The organism is Gemmatimonadota bacterium (assembly GCA_009841265.1).
Lineage (GTDB): Bacteria > JAAXHH01 > JAAXHH01 > JAAXHH01 > JAAXHH01 > JAAXHH01.
In genome coordinates this window covers 1,154,654-1,173,763 of the sequence record VXMB01000009.1, presented here as the reverse complement: position 1 = coordinate 1,173,763, position 19,110 = coordinate 1,154,654, and the positions used below count along the sequence as shown (strand labels likewise).

Here is a 19,110-nt window from a genome sequence, read left to right as displayed (position 1 = left end):
TCATTTGAAGCCCATGGGCAAACGCAGCAGCGGAATAGTCATGGGTCTGGCAGATTCGTACATCCATGTTCCCGTTCTTGCCGGGGAAATAGCCGATATGATCGTCTGGAACAGTTCGGGCACATACGTGGACGGAACCATAGGAGGAGGCGGTCACGCGCGCGCAATCATGGACAGGCTTGATGAATCCGGCCGGCTGATCGGGCTGGACAAAGACCTCGAAGCGGTCCACGTGTCCAGGGCCAGGCTTGCGGGCGGCGGAACCCCTCGCGTGGAAATCATGCATCGTGACTTTACGGAACTGGCGTCCGTGCTGGAAGCGAAACGCATCTCGCGGGTGGACGGACTGTTGCTGGACCTGGGCGTGTCTTCGTACCAGATCGATACGCCCGGCCGCGGTTTCTCCTTCCAGTCCGAAGGTCCGCTCGATATGCGCATGGACCGGGGCGGGGCGCTGACGGCAGCCGATATCGTCAACGGGGGTTCCCGGGACGAAATCGAACGGATCATCGGGGAGTACGGCGAGGAACGTCAGGCCCGCAGCGTCGCGAACGCGATTGTCAGGAACCGCGCGAAGTCACCGCTGACCTCCACCACCGGGCTGGCAGAGACGATCAGGTCGGCGGTCCGCAGCAGATGGGCGGTCAAGTCCTGCGCCCGGGTGTTCCAGGCACTGCGCATCGCCGTGAACCAGGAGCTGGACAGATTGAGAACGGCATTGGACAACCTGCTGCCGCTGTTGAGCGGCCGGGGTCGTTTCGGAGTCATATCCTATCATTCGTTAGAGGACCGCATGGTCAAGCGTACGTTCGAAACCTGGGCTTCGGATTGCATCTGCCCGCCGGGTATTCCGCAATGCGTGTGCCGGCACGAGCGCGTCGCCGTGCTGCACACCAGGCGGGCCGTCGTGGCTTCACGGGAAGAGGTCACGACAAACCCGCGGGCCCGAAGCGCCAGGTTTCGTATGATCGAACGCTTGCCCGACGATCAAACCGCACGCTGAAATACGCACCACCTATTTCGACCGGAGAAGCCGACATGAAATCCGCTTTCAGATTCTGCAGCGACCATCCGTACATGGGACAGTTGTTCAGCTGGATCGGTATGATCGCGCTCGTCACGTCGCTGAGCATGTTCTACATCTGGCACCAGGATGTAACCAGGACGCTGAAGCGGGAGATCCTTCAACTGGAGCACCAGAAGGAGGCGATGGAAAAGAAAAGCGCCTACCTGCACGTGCGGATCGTTCGGCTCGCGGAACATCTCCGGAACGAAACCGTGGCCATGCATCGTTTCGAACTGGAACACGCGGCGGTCGGACAGGTCGTGGTCATGGACGCGGTGGACACGGCCGTGGTATTGGCCGGCACCGAGCCCGATGTAAGGGCGATCGCGGGAGCACCTTCGGAAGACGCATTGATCCTCGCCTCGTTCCGAACGGCTCGAGTGGTTTCCCGATGAGGAACACCCGATATGGTCGCGAAATCCTGTATGCGCAGACTGACCCTCCTCTTCGCGATCGGTATGTTGCTGTGTGCAGGTCTTGGATATCGAATCGCCCTGATACAGATTCGCGACGGCGAGACCTACAGGCAGCGAGCGCGTGATCAGCAGCACAGGGTCGTCACCATCGATCCCCGCCGGGGCCGTATCTTCGATCGAAACGGGAACACGCTGGCGCTGAGCGTCGAGTTCGACTCCTTCGGCATCCAGGATCTTGACAGGGACCGGCTCAATAGCGCCGACGTCGGCAACCTGGCCGTACAACTCTCCCAGATCACCGGCGAAGATCCCCGGCATATCGTGGACCGGATTTCCGGATCCTCCGACTTCCGGTACCTGGTACGATGGGTGAATCCGGAGACCAGCGAACGGATCAGGGGGCTGTCCACCTACCCCCGTTTCGAACCCTATATCCGCACGGAAAAGGAGGCGCGGCGGGTCTATCCCTACCGGACCGCCGCCGGCCAGGTCCTGGGTTTCAGCGTCGACGGTTCCGGACAGGCCGGATTCGAAATGGAACATAACCGGTTGCTGTCCGGTATAGAAGGGTACAGCGTAGTCCAGATCGATGCCCAGCGGCGGGCCTATACGTGGCTGGATGACTACCAGAAGTCGGCGGAGAATGGCGCCGACGTCGTCCTGACGATCGATATAGCGGCCCAGGTCGCCGCGGAATCGGTGCTCGAAGAGGCGATAGCAAGGCACGAAGCACTTGGCGGCATGGTCATCATGTTGGATCCGGGGAACGGCGACATACTGGCCATGGCCAGTTCGCCGGACTTCGATCCCAACACGCCGGGCCGATTCCCATTCGAAGCCCAGAAGATCAGATCCGTTGTAGACACCTACGAGCCCGGTTCGACGTTCAAGATCGTCGCCGCGACCGCGGCCCTGGAGACCGGCGCGTTCTCGCTCGAAGACCGGATCGATACGAGCGGAGGGCGGATCGAAATAGGTACCCAGACGATTTCGGACCACGACGTCTTCAATGAGCTGTCCGTGAGGGAGGTCTTCGAGCATTCCAGTAACGTCGGTACCGTGAAAATCGCCCTGGAGCTCGGCGAGAAGACCTTTTATGAATACACCCGGTCATTCGGTTTCGGCATGAAGACGGGCGTTGCGCTGCCGGGCGAGGTCAATGGGATCCTGCACAAACCGGCCAGGTGGTCCAGGTCGACGCTGCCCACCATGTCCATCGGCTACGGGGTTTCCGTTACCGGGGTGCAATTGGCGGCCGCCTATTGCGCGGTGGCCAACGGGGGGCAGCTCCTGCAACCCCGGATCATCAGGTCCATCACGCGAAACGACGGTACAGTGGTGTCCGTTCCGAAATCCGTCGTTCGCAGAGTGATGAAGCCGCAGACCGCGGAAATCCTGCTGGACGTATTCACCGGAGTGGTGGACCGGGGCACGGGGACGAAGGCCGCGGTTCCCGGATTCAAGGTCGCCGGGAAGACCGGCACGGCCTGGAAGGCGCGTGAGGACGGCAGGGGATACACCCGGAACTACCGGTCGTCGTTCGTCGGCATGTTTCCCGCGTCGGATCCGGAAATCGTCGTACTGGTCATGATCGACGAACCGAAGAAGCGCGGTTTCTACGGTGGATCAGTGGCCGCGCCCGTCTTTAACAAGTTCGTTCGCCGTCTCGTCCATATGCCGGACGGCCCGGTGGAGTCGATTCCCGAATCCGACGATGGCCTTCCGTTGCACCTGGCCTCCATCGAACCGAATACCGCTTCGGACCGTCAACCCGAAATATCCGACTGGTCCGGTCCGGGCTTCAGAGGACGGATGCCCCGGGACCCGCTTCCGCTCGACGGCCGTTGGGAAATCGAGCGCCCCGGTACCCTCACCGGGGCGGAACGGCCCCGGGTCGCGCTGCCGTCCGTGATCGGCATGAGCGTACGGGAAGCGGTCAAGACCCTGGCCGAAATGGGCATCGAAGCAACCATCGTCGGCACGGGCTACGTCCGGCGCCAGATTCCGGCACCGGGCCACTGGGTCAATTCCGGTGAACGATGCATCATCGAATGCGGCCCATTCAATTAGCCGTCCGTTCGCTCGCCTCGAGCGGTTGACGGCACTGAGGGTCAAGACCTTGATACAGCTTTCCACACTACTGGACGCGCTGCCTCGCAAAGAGGTGATCCGCCCGCCGGGTCGGGCCGGCCGTACCGGCCAGGCGGACCGGGCGGACCGGGCGGACCGGGCGGACCGGGCGGACCGTGAGATCGGCGGGATCGTCCATGATTCGAGGTCCGTTAAGCCCGGCGATGTTTTCGTCGCGCTGCGCGAGCCGTCGGGCCGCGACGGTCATCGGTACGTCCGCGACGCGATGGCACGGGGCGCCTCGGTCGTGGTCCAGGAAAACGAAGAACGTCTCGATGACGCGACTACGGTAATCGTTCAGGACACCTCCAGGGCATACGGCCTGATGGCTGCCGCGTATTACGGCCGGCCTGCGGACGACCTCTGCCTGGTCGGCGTCACGGGGACCAACGGCAAGACGACGGTGTCGCTGCTGGTCGAGGCCATCCTCCGGGAGCGCGGCCGGTCTGTGGGTGGCATCGGCACGCTGGGCAGCCGGTACATGGGCGAGATGCTCGAATGGAAGCTGAGTCACACCACGCCTTACCCGATGGAGCTTCACCGCACCTTAAGTGAGATCAGGGACCGGGGAGGTGAATGCGTCGTCATGGAAGTATCCTCCCACAGCCTGGCCTGGCAGCGACTGTCCGGCCTGCGGTTCACCACGGGCGTCTTTACCAATCTGTCCCGTGAACACCTGGACGACCACAAGACCTTCGACGCATACCGGGAAGCCAAGACGCTGCTATTCTCCGAACTGCTCGACGAAGAGGGCACCGCTGTCCTCAACATGGACGATCCCGCCTTCGTGCATTTCAAGAACGCCTCGCGCGCGCGCGTCCTTACCTATGGATTGGACAAGAGAGCAGACGTCCACAGGGCGGGTCCGATCGGATACCACGCGGACCGGACCACCCTTGCGGTGCAGGTGCGTTCCGATCCGCCGTTCAACGTGACCCTGCCGCTCCTGGGTCGATTCAACGCATATAATGCCCTGGCGGCGATTTCCGTGGGGCTGGAGTTCGGCATAGACAGCGCGCTGATGAACCGGGCCGTATCCGGGATAAAGGTGCCCGGCCGGCTGGAACGCGTCGATGCCGGACAGCCGTTCAACGTGCTCGTGGATTTCGCCCATACGCCCGATGCGCTCGGCGCCGTGCTGTCGACCTGCCGAGAATGGACGCGGGGAAACCTGACCGTCGTGTTCGGCTGCGGTGGGGACCGGGACCCGGGCAAGCGGCCCCTCATGGGCCGGGCGGCGTCCACGCACGCCGACGTCGTCATCGTGACGACCGACAACCCCAGAACGGAACCACCCGACCGTATCATACGGGATATCGAGCCGGGCCTCCTGCCCCACGTCCGCTCCCATATCGTCCAGGACCGTGGCGAAGCGATTCGGAAGGCCCTGCGCGATGCGGGCGAAGGCGACACCGTGCTGATTGCCGGAAGGGGAGACACGGTCTACCAGGTCGTGGGCGATTCGCAGATCGAGTTCGACGACCGGATCAAGGCCCGGGAATGCCTCGAGGCGCACTATGGATAATCACAACGGTACGGAGGAGCCCACACTGATGGAGATAGCCGGAATCATGGGCGGCAGCCTGCACGTTCCGTCCCCGGCGCTTCGCCGCAGCCGGATCACGGGCGTCTGTTCGGACACCCGGCGAATCGAGGCAGGCAATCTGTTCGTCGCGATTGCCGGTGAGCGATTCGACGGTCACGATTTCGTACCCGATGCCATGCGCGCGGGTGCGTGTGCCTCCCTCGTCACAGACGACTGGCACGCGCGCCGGCCGGACCGGGAAGCCCCGGACGCCGCGCGGATCGTCGTACCCGCAGTACTTCCGGCGCTGCAGGCTTTCGCGGGCTGGCACCGAAGGCGTTTCGACCTGCCCGTAGTCGCGGTTACGGGCTCCAGCGGAAAGACCACCACCAAGAACATGATCGCCGCCGTGCTGGGAGAACGCTACCGGGTGTTCAAGACCCCCGGGAACCTGAACAGCCAGCTGGGCGTCTCCGAAGCCCTGTTTACCCTGCATGGAGATCACGGCGCAGCGGTGCTCGAACTGGGCATGAACCATGCGGGCGAACTGGACCGGCTGTCCCGGATGACCCGTCCATCCATCGGCGTGATAACCAACGTAGGGCCCGCGCATATCGAGTTCTTCGAGTCCATCGAAGGCATTGCCCGGGCCAAGGGCGAGATCCTCGACCACTTGCCGGAAGGCGGGAGCGCGGTGTTGAACGCCGACGACCCCCTCGTCATGAAGCAGGCCGGCCGCAGCCAGGCGCGGGTGGTCACCTTCGGCTGCAGCGCGGGGGCCGACGTCAGGCTGTCACGCGTAAGGACCGAGTTGTCCGGATCGGCCTTCACATTGTCGGACGGGGCTTCCTTTCGAATAAATTTGATGGGGGAGCACCAGGTCATGAACGCTGCGGCCGCCGTGGCGGTGGGCAGGCTCACGGGAGTCGCCGACCAGGCCATCGCCCGCGCGCTGCGGAGCGTCGAGCCCACGCCCATGCGCATGGAGTACAGGAAGGCGGGCGCCGTTCACCTGATAAACGACACGTACAACGCCAATCCGTCGTCCATGAAGGCGGCCCTGGACGCGCTGGCGACGGCCGGAGGACGTAAACTGGTCGTCCTCGGAGACATGCTGGAACTGGGCGACCTGGGCAGGGCGGCGCACCGGGAAATCGGAAGGCGTGCCGCGGAGGTGGCGGAGCGGATCATCACGGTGGGAGAACTGGCCCGCGAAATCGCCGCAGCCGCGGTGGACGACGGCCTCCCAGCGTCTCGCGTCGTGTCCTGCAGCTGCAACGACGAGGCCGCCGCCGCGGTACTGGCGGAAGTCGAAGACGGCGACGTGGTACTCGTCAAGGGATCGCGCGGCATGCGAATGGAATCCGTCGTGGAATACCTGGAGAAGTCGCTCGGCCACGGCGAAATGGGGTAAGCACGTGTTGCATCAACGTATTGATCTTCCACTGCTGGTCTCGTCGCTGCTCCTGCTCTGCGTGGGGTCGGTCATGGTTTACAGTGCGAGCCCGGCCGTTGCCGCGGAGATGTTCTCCGGGGACAGCGGGTTCTTCGTGAAACGTTACCTGGTGCGGTTGATCCTCGGAATCGTCATCCTGATCCTCTTCGCCAGCCTGAATTACCAGAAACTGCAGAAGTGGTCCCCGATCCTGATCGTCATCGGCATGGGGTTTCTGGCCCTCGTATTCGTTCCCGGTATCGGGATGACCATCCGCGGAGCGACGCGCACGTTGAACCTGTTCTCCATGACGATTCAGCCCGCGGAGGGGGTCAAGATCGCCCTGGTGATCTTCCTGGCCTACTGGCTGGCCAGGCGCCAGCACGTCATGGAACGGTTTTTCACCGGTTTTCTTCCCGTGCTGGCGGTGATCGGAGCCACCTGCCTGCTGATCGGCCTGCAGCCGGACTACGGCACTGCCATCGTGCTGGCCGCGACCGCCTTCGCGGTGCTTTACGTCGGCCGAGCCCGGTTGCTGCACCTGGCAGGCGCCGTGGGGATCTTGATCCCGGCCCTCGTCTACAAACTGTACTCGTCCGCGCACAGCCGGGGCCGGCTCATGACCTACTTCGAACGGTTTTTCGGCAATTCCGCCGATCAGGCCCACAATTTTCAGGGGGCGGACTATCAGTTGCAACAGGCACTGATCGGCCTGGGCACGGGAGGCATGTTCGGGAACGGACTGGGGCAGAGCCGGCAGAAGTTCCTTTTTCTACCCGATCCCCATACGGATTTCGTGTTCGCGGTGATCGGTGAGGAGCTCGGGTTCCTGGGGTCGGTGGCGGTACTGGGCCTCTTTGTCGTCTTCGCCTGGCGAGGGGTCCGCATCGCCCGCATGGCGCCGGACGCCTTCGGGTTTTTCCTGGCATCGGGGCTGACCCTGCTCATCACGCTGCACGTGCTGGTGAACATCGGGGTGGTGACGGGCTTGCTGCCCACTACGGGCCTGCCGCTGCCTTTTCTGAGCTACGGAGGGTCCTGGCTGCTCGTCTGCATGATGAGTATCGGGATCCTGCTGAACATATCCAGAATGACCTATCGCCGTCAGAGACTGCAGTATGACTGATCGGACAGACGATACCGAACAGACCGAAGGGGCCGGACAGACCGTGGGTACCGGCCGGCAAGGACCGGAAATGACTTGCCGCCACGCGCATTTCATCGGAATAGGCGGAATCGGCATGAGCGCACTGGCTGAACTGATGCTCGGATATGGATACAAAGTCAGCGGGTCGGACCTGCGGGGTACGCCGTTGACCGACCGGTTACACGGTCTCGGAGCGTCCGTCTTCCAGGGCCACGACCCGGCCAACGCGGAGGATGCGGACCTGATCGTGTACTCCTCCGCCATCCCCGGGGACAATTCCGAACTCGCGGCGGCCCGCCGGCTGGGCCGGCGCACCGTCACCCGCGCCGAACTGCTCGGTATGCTGACGCGCGGGACGCAGGGCATCGCCGTGGCGGGCACCCACGGAAAGACCTCCACGTCGGCCATGATCGTCAAGGTACTGGCGGCCGCGGGGCTGGACCCGACGGCCGTCATCGGCGGGGTCATGACGGAAAACGGATCCAACGTCCGCCGTGGAAACGGTCCCTGGATGGTCGTGGAAGCCGATGAATACGATCGTTCGTTCCATGCGCTTACGCCTGCGGCTGCCGTAATCACTTCAGTGGACGCCGACCACATGGAATACTACGGTTCGCAGGAAGCCATCGATGAAGCCTTTACCGTCTTCGCCCATCTCGTACCCGAGGACGGGTCCCTGATCGTGTGCGCGGACGACCCGGGCATCGGCAGAATCCGGTCCGGCCTGCGTCGCCGCCTGGTGACCTACGGGCTTTCGGCGCAAGCCCGCATCCGGGCGGACCGGGTGGAATCGAAAGGCTGGAGCATTTCCGCCGAGGTTTACGTGCGGGACGTTCCGGCCGGCCGGCTGGTGCTGCCGCAGCCGGGCGAGTGCAACCTGTCCAACGCACTGGCCGCCATCGCCGTGGCCGATGATCTCGAGCTGCCCGTCGATCGGACCATGGCGGCCCTGGCGGAATACCGGGGGCTGAGAAGGCGATTCGAAGTGCTGGGCAGCATCGGCGGCGTCACGGTGGTGGACGACTACGCCCACCATCCCGTCGAAATCGAGGCCGCGCTGCGCGCGGTGTCGAATGCGGGCGCCCGGCGCATGTTCGTGGTGTTCCAGCCACACCTTTACAGCCGGACGCGGAATCTGCGCCGAGAATTCGGACGCGTGCTCGGGCGGTTTCCCTCATACCGGACGATCGTTACGGACGTATACGCGTCCAGGGAAACGCCCCGGGACGGGGTGACGGGTGAGATGATCGTCCACGACGCGAGCGCATTCGGCGGAAACGTCGCGTATATCCCGGACAAGGACCGGGTAGCGGCCGCGCTGGTGGACGATCTCGAGCGTGGAGACCTGGTGCTTACCCTCGGCGCGGGGGACGTCGGCGAGGTGGGAAGCCAGGTTTGCGAACTGCTGCGGAAAAGCGGAGTCCGGTCTCATGGGAATGTCTGAAATCTTCAGCGGATTGGTGCCTGCCGGGCGGCTTCGGCTGAACGAGGGCCTCGACCGGCATACCACCTACCGGGTGGGGGGACCGGCCGACGTGTTGTGTTTGCCTGAAACCCGATCGGAGCTGCTCGAAATCGTCACCGCGGCCAGGGTGCACGAGGTCCCCTGGCTGGTGCTGGGGAACGGGAGCAACATCCTCTTTTCGGATGACGGGTTCAGGGGGCTGGTCATCAAGATACGCGGATCGACCCCGGCGGAGGGGACGCTGTGGCATTTGAAGCAGGAAGGCGAATACCTCCGGGCCGGCGCCGGAGTCAGCCTGCCCCGGCTCGCATGGTCGGCGGCGGCCACGGGACTGGGCGGACTGGAGTTCTGCACCGGGATCCCCGGCGTGGTCGGCGGGTCCATCCGTGGCAACGCGGGCGCCCACGGGAGCGATCTGGGTGGCGTGCTGGAGTCGATTGAGCTGATACAGCCTTCCGGCGACATCGAGACGATCCCGGCCGGCGAAGCGGGGTTTTCCTACCGGGAGAGCGGTATCGATCCGGGTGGCATCGTTACCGGGGCCGTGTTCAGGCTGACGCCGGACGAACCGGAAAACGTGTATGAACGCATACGGGATTTCACCGAATACCGGAAGCGCACACAGCCGTCCGCGGACCAGAGCGCCGGATGCATGTTCAAGAACCCCGAGGACGGCACGGCGGGGAGGCTGATCGACGCGGCCGGTTGCAAGGGCCTGCAGGTCGGGGGAGCGAGGGTGTCCGACCTCCACGGAAATTTCGTAATCAACCAGGGCGGGGCGACGGCTTCGGACGCGTTGCGGCTGATCGACATGGTTCGCGAGCGGGTCTTCGAACAAACCGGCGTAGCCCTTGAACTCGAGGTACGCGTGATGAAATCGGGGGTCGTATGAAGCTGAACAGGATGCATCCCGCGGTCAGGCTGATGCTTGGACTCGCGGCCGGCCTGCTCGTCTCGGGCGCGGTGGCGGGACTGGCCATGGGCGGCCTGGCGCTGTCCGAGTGGACGAAGACCTCGCCGGCGTTCAAACTGAACACCATCGACGTCGCGGGGAACCGCTTCGTCGGCAAAGAAGATATCATCGCGGTTGCCGGTCTCGAGCGTGGACGGAACATCTGGTCGGCCGACCTCTCGGAGACCGAAAGGCGCCTTTTGCTGGACCGGCGGTTCGAACAGGTCGCGGTCACCAGGAGACTGCCCGGTACCGTCGTGGTCCGCGTGGAGGAACTGAAACCGATCGCTTTCGTACAGCTGGACCGGCTCTACGGCGTCTCGGAACGCGGCGAGCTGATCCCCCTGACGCCCGGCAACGGGCTGCCGGATCTTCCCGTAATCACCGTCGACGCTTCAAGCTACCGGCAGGCGCCGGGTGCAGCGGAGTCGGAGGACCGCAGTTTCGAAACGCTGAGAGACGCCATGTTGGCCAATCCGGAGATGGCCCGCGCGCTCTACCTGATGCGGGTGCTCAGGTCGATGTCTCCGGGGATGTATGACGAGTTGTCCGAGATACACGTGTCCAGTCCCGATGACCCGATCGCCTACATGGTCGAAGGCGGTCTGGCCATACGGTTCGGGACGGGTAACTATCCGAGGAAGATCGAGATGTTGAAAAGGACGGTGGAACAGCTGGAAGCCGATGCCATCCGTACCCGCCTGATCGACCTGCGGTTCAAGGACCAGGTTATCGTCCGGCCGATCGTATCCAACCGGTCCGGGGGCGGGAGATCGTAGTGGTAAAAGGAGTTGAACATGGCTCGTGAATGTATCGCCGCGCTCGATCTGGGTACCACCAGAACGGTCGTGCTGATCGGTGAGATTGCAGACGACGGACTGCGGATCCTGGGCAGGGGCGCGAGCAGGTCCCGGGGCCTCAGACGAGGTGTCGTGGTCAACATGGACGAGGCCGCCCGTTCGATCGAGGAGGCGCTCCGGACCGCGGAACGAGATGCGGGCGCCAGGGTAAACGAGGTATTCGTCGGGTTTTCCGGCGAGCACATCGAAAGCGTCAACAGCAGCGGCGCCGTGGCCATCGCGACCGACGTCGGCCGGGGCGTGACGCGGGAGGACGTATTCCGCGCCCGCGAAGCGGCGACGGCCCTGAAAATACCCTCGGACCGCCAGGTCATCCACGTGCTCACCCAGGACCACATCGTGGACGACCAGTGCAGGATCCCCGACCCGTGCGGCATGTCGGGCGTCCGGCTCGAAGTGCTCGTGCACATCATAACGGGCGCGGTCACCCCGTTGCGGAATGTACGCAACTGCATCGAGCAATCCGGAATTCGGGTCAGGGAACTCGTCCTGGATACGATCGCCGTGGGCGAGTCGGCGCTCACGTCCGACGAGAAGGAACTGGGCGTCGTGCTGCTCGACCTGGGCGGGGGCACGACGAAGGTCGCGCTGTTCCACCAGGGGAGCATTCGGCATTCGGCGGTCATACCGGCCGGGGGCAACAACCTTACGAACGACATCGCCATCGGCCTCCGCACGCCCCATGAGGACGCCGAACGGATCAAGTGCTGCTACGCCAGTGCGGTATATGTCCGGCCGGACCGGGACAACCTGATCGAAGTCCCCGGGGTCGGCGGCCGCGAGCCGCGGGAGGTGACGCGGGAGGAACTGGCCTACGTGGTCGGACCGCGGATCAAGGAGCTTCTGTTCCTCGCGCGGGAGGAGATCCGTGGCAACGGTTTCGAACACCTGGTGGGCACCGGGGTCGTCATCACCGGCGGCGGTGCGCTGATTCCAGGTATCGCGAAACAGACGGAACAGGTCTTCGGCATGTCCGCGAAAATCGGCGCGCCGGAAGAACTACCCGGACTGGAAAACGACGAATTCGCGCCGACGTACGCCACAAGTGTCGGCTTGTTGCACTACGCCATGAACAACCTTTCGGAAAAGGAGCGGCTCAATGGTACGGAAGGAGGATTGCTGGACCGTGTGTTAAGCCGGATCGCGGCCCTGATGTAGAAACCGCCGCGCCCATTCGTACAGATTCGAGCAAAACCGGCAGATTGCTGCCTCAAACCCACAGAAGGAGGCTGTAAATGTCTACTTTCGACTTCGATGCGGAACCGGGACTGTTCGCTCGCATGAAGATCATCGGCGTGGGCGGCGCCGGAAAGAATGCCGTGAACCACATGGTTGAAATCGGCGTCCCGGGCGTCGATTTTCTGGTCGCCAACACGGACGCGCAGGACCTGGCGAGTTCCAATGTAAAGTACAAGATACAGCTGGGACACGAGATCACCCGTGGACTCGGCGCCGGCGCGAATCCGGACGTAGGTCGCAAGGCCGCGGAGGAAAGCCGGGACGTAATCGCGGAACACCTGACCGATATCGATATGGTCTTCATCACCGCGGGCATGGGGGGCGGCACGGGAACCGGCGCCGCGCCGGTGATCGCGCAGATCGCCAAGGAGCTGGGCGTCCTGGCCGTCGGCGTCGTGACCAAGCCCTTTGCCTTCGAGGGACCCAAGCGGGCGGCGAACGCCGAAACTGGGCTCGCCGCGTTGAAGGAGCATGTGGATACGGTCGTCATCATCCCCAACCAGAAGCTGAAGGAGGCCGTGAGCCACACCACGACTTTCAAAGACGCCCTCAAGGTGGCCGACGAGGTTCTGCTGCAGGCCACGCGCGGCATTTCGGACCTGGTCACCCTGCCCGGGCTGATCAATGTCGATTACGCCGATATCAGGACGACCATGGAGAACAAGGGCGAAGCCCTCATGGGCACCGGCGAGTCCGAGGGAGACAAGCGTGCGCTGGAAGCGGCGGAACGGGCCATGAATCACCCGCTGCTGGCGGACATGGACATCGACGGGGCCAAGGACATTCTGCTGAATATCTCGGGCGGCCAGGATATGACCCTCTTCGAAGTGGAAGAAGTGATGACCACGGTCCAGGCGGCCGCGGGACACACCAACATCATCATGGGTACGGTCCTCGACGAGAGCCTTGAAGGCAAAATCCGGGTGACGTTGATCGCCACGGGACTGGACGAGGCGATGTCTTCTCCGGATGAAATGCTGACCCGGAACATCCTGAAGTTCCAGCCGGACCGTCCTGAAGAGATCGAGACCCCGGCTTTTCAACGGGTCAAGCGTAACGGGTTCGAGACGGAGGAAGTGGCCGTGGGCGACCCGTCCGACGACGCGGTCGACAACAACGGACTGGACGTGCCGACCTACATGCGCCGTCGCAGGGCTTTCGGTTCGTAGCATCCCGGATCATTCCACGTCCGAACGGGTGATTCAGGCACAGGCCAAACCGGTCAAATTCGATTGACAGGTCCACGGCGGGACGGTATTTTGAGGCTGGCGATTTTGCGGTGCTGGTTTCAAGATACCATCCCGTCGGAGGGCGTAGTCTTTCCTGTCCGGTAACCGGTCTGATTACGGCCGTTCCATATCCTGGTCTATTCTGCAACTTCCGATACGACAGGGAGATACATCCGATATGGCCGAGGGATTGCCCCCTCAGTACGACCCCGGAACCGTTGAACGGAAGTGGTACGCTTTCTGGGAAGAGCACCAGTTCTTCCACGCCGATCCGGCTTCCGGCAAGCCCCCCTATTCCATCGTCATACCCCCACCCAACATCACCGGCATACTCCATCTCGGCCACGTGCTGAACAACACGATCCAGGACGTGCTCATCCGGTTCAAGCGCATGCAGGGATTCGAGACCCTCTGGATGCCGGGAACGGATCACGCCGGTATCGCCACGCACGTGGTCGTGGAACGGATGCTGGCGGAACGGGGCATCGACCGGGAGGAAATCGGCCGCGAGCGATTCGTGGAGGAAGTGTGGCGATGGCGCGAGCAGTATGGCGGCACGATCGTCCGCCAGTTGAAGGAACTGGGTTGCTCCTGTGACTGGAAGCGCGAGCGTTTCACCATGGACGAAGGGCTTTCCAGGGCGGTTCTCACGGTATTCATCGCGCTTTTCGAGAAGAAGATGATCTACCGGGGCAATCGCATCATCCACTGGTGTCCCCGTTGCAATACCGCCCTGTCCAACGAGGAGTCCGTTCCCCGGGATGAGCAGGGATCGCTGTGGCGGATCCGGTATCCCCTGGCAGACGGCACGGGCGGGATCAGCATCGCCACGACGAGACCGGAGACCATGCTCGGCGACGTGGCGGTTGCCGTCCACCCGGAGGACGAGCGGCACGCGCACCTGGTGGGCAAACGGGTCAGCCTGCCGCTGACGGACCGGTCCGTACCGATCATCGCGGACGCGGAGCTGGTTGACCAGACATTCGGCACGGGCGCCGTCAAGGTGACGCCGGCCCACGATTTCAACGATTTCATCCTCGGCAACAAGCACGACTTGCCCCAGATCGTAATCATGGACGAGGATGGCACGATGAACGAAGCCGCCGGTCCCGCCTACCGCGGACTGGACCGGTTCGAGTGCCGTCGCAGGGTCGTGAAGGACCTCGAAGACCTCGGCCTCCTCGAAGGAATCGAAGGTCACGTCCATGCCGTCCGCCACTGCCAGCGTTGCGACTCGGTCCTCGAGCCCCGGCTTTCCCGCCAGTGGTTCCTGAAGACCCGGCCGCTTGCCCGCCGTCTCCTGCGCGCCCTGGAAGAAGACCGGATACCGGGCATTACCCCGGAACACTGGGAGAAGACGTACCGCCACTGGCTGGAAAACATCGAGGACTGGTGCCTTTCCCGCCAGTTGTGGTGGGGTCACCGCATTCCGGTATGGTACTGCGCGTCGTGCGGAAGCGCGCACGCGGGCATCGAAGCGCCCGGGCAGTGCGGCCGTTGCGGCCACGGCGTGCTGCACCAGGACGAAGACGTGCTCGACACCTGGTTCTCATCGGCCCTGTGGCCCTTTTCGACCATGGGCTGGCCGGAACGCACGGCGGAGCTCCGGACCTTCTATCCCACCTCCACGCTGGTCACCGGCCACGATATCCTGTTCTTCTGGGTCGTTCGCATGATGATGATGGGCTACGAATTCATGGACGACCGGCCCTTCGACGACGTCTATCTCACGAGCCTGGTGCGCGACATCAAGGGACGGAAACTGAGCAAATCGCTGGGCAATTCGCCCGATCCCCTGGAAGTCATGGATACCTACGGCGCCGACGCGCTGAGGTACGCCATGATGCTGATCGCGCCGCACGGACAGGATTTGCTGTATTCAAACGAACAGGTCGAAGTGGGGCGCAATTTCGCGAACAAGATGTGGAATGCCGCACGGCTGGTACTCATGCACCAGAAGCCGCCGGAATCCGGCCTTCCGGCATCCGGCCTCCCGGTATCCGGCCTTCCGGTATCCGAGAACCTGTGGGACCGCTGGATCCTGTCCCGCCTGGACCGTACCGTCGAACAGGCGACGCGGTCCCTGGAGCAATATGCCTTCCACGAGACGGCGCTGCTGCTCTACGACTTCTTCTGGCACGACTTCTGCGATTGGTATCTCGAAGCGATCAAGCAACGGCTCTACGACGAGACGGACGCCGCGTCCGCGGATCACGCGCGTCGCACGGCCCTGCTCGTGCTCGAACAGACGCTCCGCCTGTTTCACCCGTTCATGCCGTTCATCACCGAGGAAATCTGGCAGCATCTCAGACCCTACCTGGATGACCGGGACGCGGAACCGGCCGGCATCGTCGTCGCGCCCTGGCCGGAATCGCGTCCGGACCGGGTTCGAGCGGATGCCGAAGAGGACATACGATACGTCCAGGAACTGATCGGGGCCATCCGGGGCGTCCGCGCCGACTTCAGAGTCCATCTTACCCAGGAAATGGCGGTGCACTGCCGGGTCGCGGACCCCCGCCTGATCGAAGTACTCTCCGGGCAGGCTCAGGCCGTCCAGTCGCTTGCCCGGTGCACGCTGGCCTTCGTCGACGGCGACGAGGCCCGGCCCGCCGGTTGCGCGTCCGGCGTGTTGCGGGACATGGAGTTTTACATCCCGCTCAGCGGCCTGATCGACCTGGAAATCGAAACGGATCGCCTTTCCCGGGAGCGGAGCCGGGTCGAGCAGGAGTTGGAAAAGGTCCGCAAGCGCCTGTCGAACGGCCAGTTCGTGCAAAAGGCGCCCGCGGATGTCGTCGAGAAGGAAAAGGACAAGCAGAACAACTACGAGGACATGATCGGCCGGCTGAATCGGAATCTCGAAATGATTTGTGCAGGATGAGCGTCGAGTGCTATATTGATTTGCACGCCCACAGCGACTGTTCCGATGGTGTCGATACCCCGGAAGAGCTCGTGTCGAAAGCCCGTGCAGCGGGGCTGTGCGCACTGGCGATTACGGACCACGACGCGGTGGACGGCGTGGAGCGGGCCCGGCGCGAATCGGCCCGGCGCGAATCGGCCCGGCGCGAATCGGCCCGGGACCTGGAGATCGTACCCGGTGTGGAGCTCAGTGCGCGGGATGGCGCTTCCGACGTGCATATCCTGGGTTACTTCTTCGATCCCGGCAACCGGTCGTTGCTTTCGTACCTGGAAACCTTCAGGTCGCAGCGGTTGCACCGGGCGAAAGGCATCGTCCGGAAGCTGAACGATCTGGGCGTACCGCTTGAACTGGAATCGGTCATCGCCCATGCGCAGGACGGCAAGACCAGCGTCGGCAGGCCGCATATCGCCCGCGCGCTGGTGGAAAGCAACCAGGCCGATTCGATACAGGACGCCTTTACACGGTACCTGGGCAACCACGCCCCCGCGTACCTGCCCAAGGTCTTTTTCGCCGTCGAGGATGCGATTCAGGTGATCCACGAAGCCGGCGGCGCGGCCGTGCTTGCCCACCCGGGATCCCTACGAAGGGACGAATTGATTCCCGGTTTCGTAAAGTCGGGCCTGGACGGCCTGGAGGTCATCCATCCGGACCACTCCGGGACGGCCCGGCGCTACTACGGGCAACTGGCTGCAAAGCACGGACTGGTGGCAACCGGCGGATCGGATTATCACGGTCCCCGGGCGGACCGTTGCGGCCTCGGCGGCATGAAGGTACCTCTGCATCATCTGACTGAACTGAAACGGATAGTGGCTTGATGTAAAGCCGGTTGCCTTAGCGTACGTTCGATGTTTCTGCAGGAATCAAGGAGACGAAAAATGCGTTTTACCCTGCCGGATTTCTTTTCCAATGATATCGGCATCGATCTGGGTACGGCAAATACGCTCGTTTACGTACGCGGCAGAGGCATCGTCATCAACGAACCTTCCGTCGTGGCGGTCAATACCAAGACCGGTAAAGTCGTTGCCGTCGGTGCCGAGGCCAAGGTCATGCTCGGCAGGGAACCACCCGATCTCAAGGCGCACCGGCCGTTGCGCGACGGGGTGATCGCCGACTTCGAGTATACGGAAGCCATGATCCGGTACTTCATCCGCAAGGTGCTCAAGAATTCTTTCTTCATACGGCCGCGCGTCGTGGCGTGTATCCCCTCGGGGGTGACCGACGTCGAGATGAGGGCGGTCCGGGATTCGGCGGAGCGGGCCGGCGCCAAGGAAGTGATGCTGATCTCCGAACCCATGGCGGCCGCCATCGGCTGTTCCCTGCCCGTGGAAGAGCCGGTGGGGAGCATGATCATCGACATCGGCGGCGGGACCTCGGAGATCGCCGTGATCTCACTCGGCGGCATCGTGACCGCAAAGTCGGTACGCATCGGCGGCGATGAGATGGACGAGGCCATCATCAACCACATGAAGAACGACTGCAACCTTCAAATCGGTTTCAACATGGCCGAACAGATCAAGTGGAAACTCGGTTCGGCCTATCCCGTGTTCGACAGGGAACTGGAAATGACGGTGAAGGGGCTCGACCTGATCGACCGGATTCCACGTTCGGTCGTGGTCGATTCCCTGGCGATCCGCAGGGTACTTTCGCAACCGCTCGACGGCGTGATCATGGCGGTGAGGCAAACCCTGGAATTGACGCCGGCGGAACTCGCGGCCGATATCATCGATCGCGGGATCATCATCAGCGGCGGCGGGTCCCGGCTGCCTGGCCTGGACAGGCAAATCACGAAGGAGACGAAGCTGCCGGTAAGGCTCGACGACGAGCCCATGACCTCGGTCGTCCGGGGAGCGGGGAAGATCATCGAGAATTTCGCCGCCTTCGAGACGATGCTGAGCGTCCTGAAAGACTAGCATGTTCCGGTTCTTCTACATTCTCTACCACCATCGCCAGTACACCGCTTTCGCCCTCGCCATGATCATCTCGATCCTGCTGCTGACGGCGGCTCCGCAGCGGCAGGTCGGTATCACGCGTACCGTCTGGCTGATGGTACTGACGCCGTTCCAGGAAGCGTTCGCCTTCATCCCATCCTATTTCAATCTCAAATCCGAAAACCAGCTTCTGCGCCAGAAACTCGTCCAGTGGCAGTTACAGTCGGCCGACCTCGAGGAACGTAGATACGAAAACCAGCGGCTTCGCAGGTTGCTCAGCCTGAAGGAGAAAGACAGGTACACCTATGTTCCCGCCGAAGTCATCGGCTGGAACACGGACCAGAGATTGAACACCATCGTCATCGATGTGGGCCGTTCCGAGCAGATTCGGAAGTACATGACCGTAGTCATGGAGGACGGCGTTCTCGGAAGAATCATCGAAGTCGGTCTGACTTCGTCCTACGTTCAGCTGCTGACCGACAGGAACTGCCGTATAAGCGGTCTGGTCCAGCGAAGCCGGGAACATGGGATCATCCGGTATGTAAATGACGCGTTGTACATGGAGTTGCCCCTTCGGGCCGATGTCCGCATTGGCGACCGCGTGGTGACGTCGGGACTGGGGGAGACCTTTCCGTCCGGATTGCCTGTAGGCAGCATCGGCCAGATCACGCTGGACGGCCGGCAACTGTTCAAACAGGTTTCGATTACGCCCGCGGTGGAACTCAATCGCCTGGAGGAGGTGTTCGTGATCGCGGGTGAAGAAACGCCTGCCGCGGTAGATTCGCTTCTGGCCCAGTGACT

General features: G+C 63.0%; 15 protein-coding genes. All 15 read left to right on the top strand.

Going from position 1 to position 19,110, the window contains the following annotated elements:
• Nucleotides 1-13 precede the first annotated feature (13 nt).
• The 15 genes from rsmH (at nucleotide 14) to mreC (ending at nucleotide 19,108) form a co-directional block, all read left to right on the top strand.
• Nucleotides 14-1,003 carry a 16S rRNA (cytosine(1402)-N(4))-methyltransferase RsmH gene (gene rsmH / locus F4X08_09960; protein ID MYD26124.1) on the top strand — a complete coding sequence of 330 codons (990 nt, stop codon included), beginning with the start codon at nucleotides 14-16 and terminating at the stop codon, nucleotides 1,001-1,003.
• A 35-nt stretch (nucleotides 1,004-1,038) separates the two neighbouring features.
• Complete coding sequence (locus tag F4X08_09955) at nucleotides 1,039-1,461, top strand: hypothetical protein (protein ID MYD26123.1); 423 nt, start codon at nucleotides 1,039-1,041, stop codon at nucleotides 1,459-1,461.
• A 12-nt stretch (nucleotides 1,462-1,473) separates the two neighbouring features.
• Nucleotides 1,474-3,552 carry a transpeptidase family protein gene (locus tag F4X08_09950; protein MYD26122.1) on the top strand — a complete coding sequence of 693 codons (2,079 nt, stop codon included), beginning with the start codon at nucleotides 1,474-1,476 and terminating at the stop codon, nucleotides 3,550-3,552.
• On the top strand, nucleotides 3,509-5,137 hold the full coding sequence (locus tag F4X08_09945) for a UDP-N-acetylmuramoyl-L-alanyl-D-glutamate--2,6-diaminopimelate ligase (protein ID MYD26121.1): 1,629 nt from the start codon (nucleotides 3,509-3,511) through the stop codon (nucleotides 5,135-5,137). The genes F4X08_09950 and F4X08_09945 overlap by 44 nt, the downstream gene beginning before the upstream one ends.
• Nucleotides 5,130-6,551, top strand: coding sequence for a UDP-N-acetylmuramoyl-tripeptide--D-alanyl-D-alanine ligase (locus tag F4X08_09940; protein MYD26120.1), 1,422 nt, complete (start codon nucleotides 5,130-5,132; stop codon nucleotides 6,549-6,551). Before F4X08_09945 ends, F4X08_09940 begins: the two co-directional genes overlap by 8 nt.
• 7 nt (nucleotides 6,552-6,558) lie before the next feature.
• Entirely contained in the window at nucleotides 6,559-7,698 is a 1,140-nt protein-coding gene (gene ftsW / locus F4X08_09935) for a putative lipid II flippase FtsW (protein ID MYD26119.1), read from the top strand.
• On the top strand, nucleotides 7,691-9,163 hold the full coding sequence (locus tag F4X08_09930; protein MYD26118.1) for a UDP-N-acetylmuramate--L-alanine ligase: 1,473 nt from the start codon (nucleotides 7,691-7,693) through the stop codon (nucleotides 9,161-9,163). The genes ftsW and F4X08_09930 overlap by 8 nt, the downstream gene beginning before the upstream one ends.
• On the top strand, nucleotides 9,150-10,076 hold the full coding sequence (gene murB, locus F4X08_09925; protein ID MYD26117.1) for a UDP-N-acetylmuramate dehydrogenase: 927 nt from the start codon (nucleotides 9,150-9,152) through the stop codon (nucleotides 10,074-10,076). Before F4X08_09930 ends, murB begins: the two co-directional genes overlap by 14 nt.
• A complete protein-coding gene (locus F4X08_09920; protein ID MYD26116.1) occupies nucleotides 10,073-10,915 on the top strand; it encodes an FtsQ-type POTRA domain-containing protein in 843 nt (280 codons plus the stop codon). Before murB ends, F4X08_09920 begins: the two co-directional genes overlap by 4 nt.
• Nucleotides 10,916-10,933: 18 nt before the next feature.
• Nucleotides 10,934-12,154 (top strand): cell division protein FtsA, encoded by a 1,221-nt coding sequence (gene ftsA / locus F4X08_09915; protein ID MYD26115.1) that lies wholly within the window; start codon nucleotides 10,934-10,936, stop codon nucleotides 12,152-12,154.
• Nucleotides 12,155-12,231: 77 nt separating this feature from the next.
• Complete coding sequence (gene ftsZ / locus F4X08_09910; GenBank protein ID MYD26114.1) at nucleotides 12,232-13,404, top strand: cell division protein FtsZ; 1,173 nt, start codon at nucleotides 12,232-12,234, stop codon at nucleotides 13,402-13,404.
• 238 nt (nucleotides 13,405-13,642) lie between these two features.
• On the top strand, nucleotides 13,643-16,342 hold the full coding sequence (locus F4X08_09905) for a valine--tRNA ligase (GenBank protein ID MYD26113.1): 2,700 nt from the start codon (nucleotides 13,643-13,645) through the stop codon (nucleotides 16,340-16,342).
• Complete coding sequence (locus tag F4X08_09900) at nucleotides 16,339-17,196, top strand: PHP domain-containing protein (GenBank protein ID MYD26112.1); 858 nt, start codon at nucleotides 16,339-16,341, stop codon at nucleotides 17,194-17,196. Before F4X08_09905 ends, F4X08_09900 begins: the two co-directional genes overlap by 4 nt.
• Nucleotides 17,197-17,256: 60 nt before the next feature.
• A complete protein-coding gene (locus tag F4X08_09895; GenBank protein ID MYD26111.1) occupies nucleotides 17,257-18,291 on the top strand; it encodes a rod shape-determining protein in 1,035 nt (344 codons plus the stop codon).
• Nucleotide 18,292: 1 nt separating this feature from the next.
• Nucleotides 18,293-19,108 (top strand): rod shape-determining protein MreC, encoded by an 816-nt coding sequence (gene mreC, locus F4X08_09890; protein ID MYD26110.1) that lies wholly within the window; start codon nucleotides 18,293-18,295, stop codon nucleotides 19,106-19,108.
• Nucleotides 19,109-19,110 lie beyond the last annotated feature (2 nt).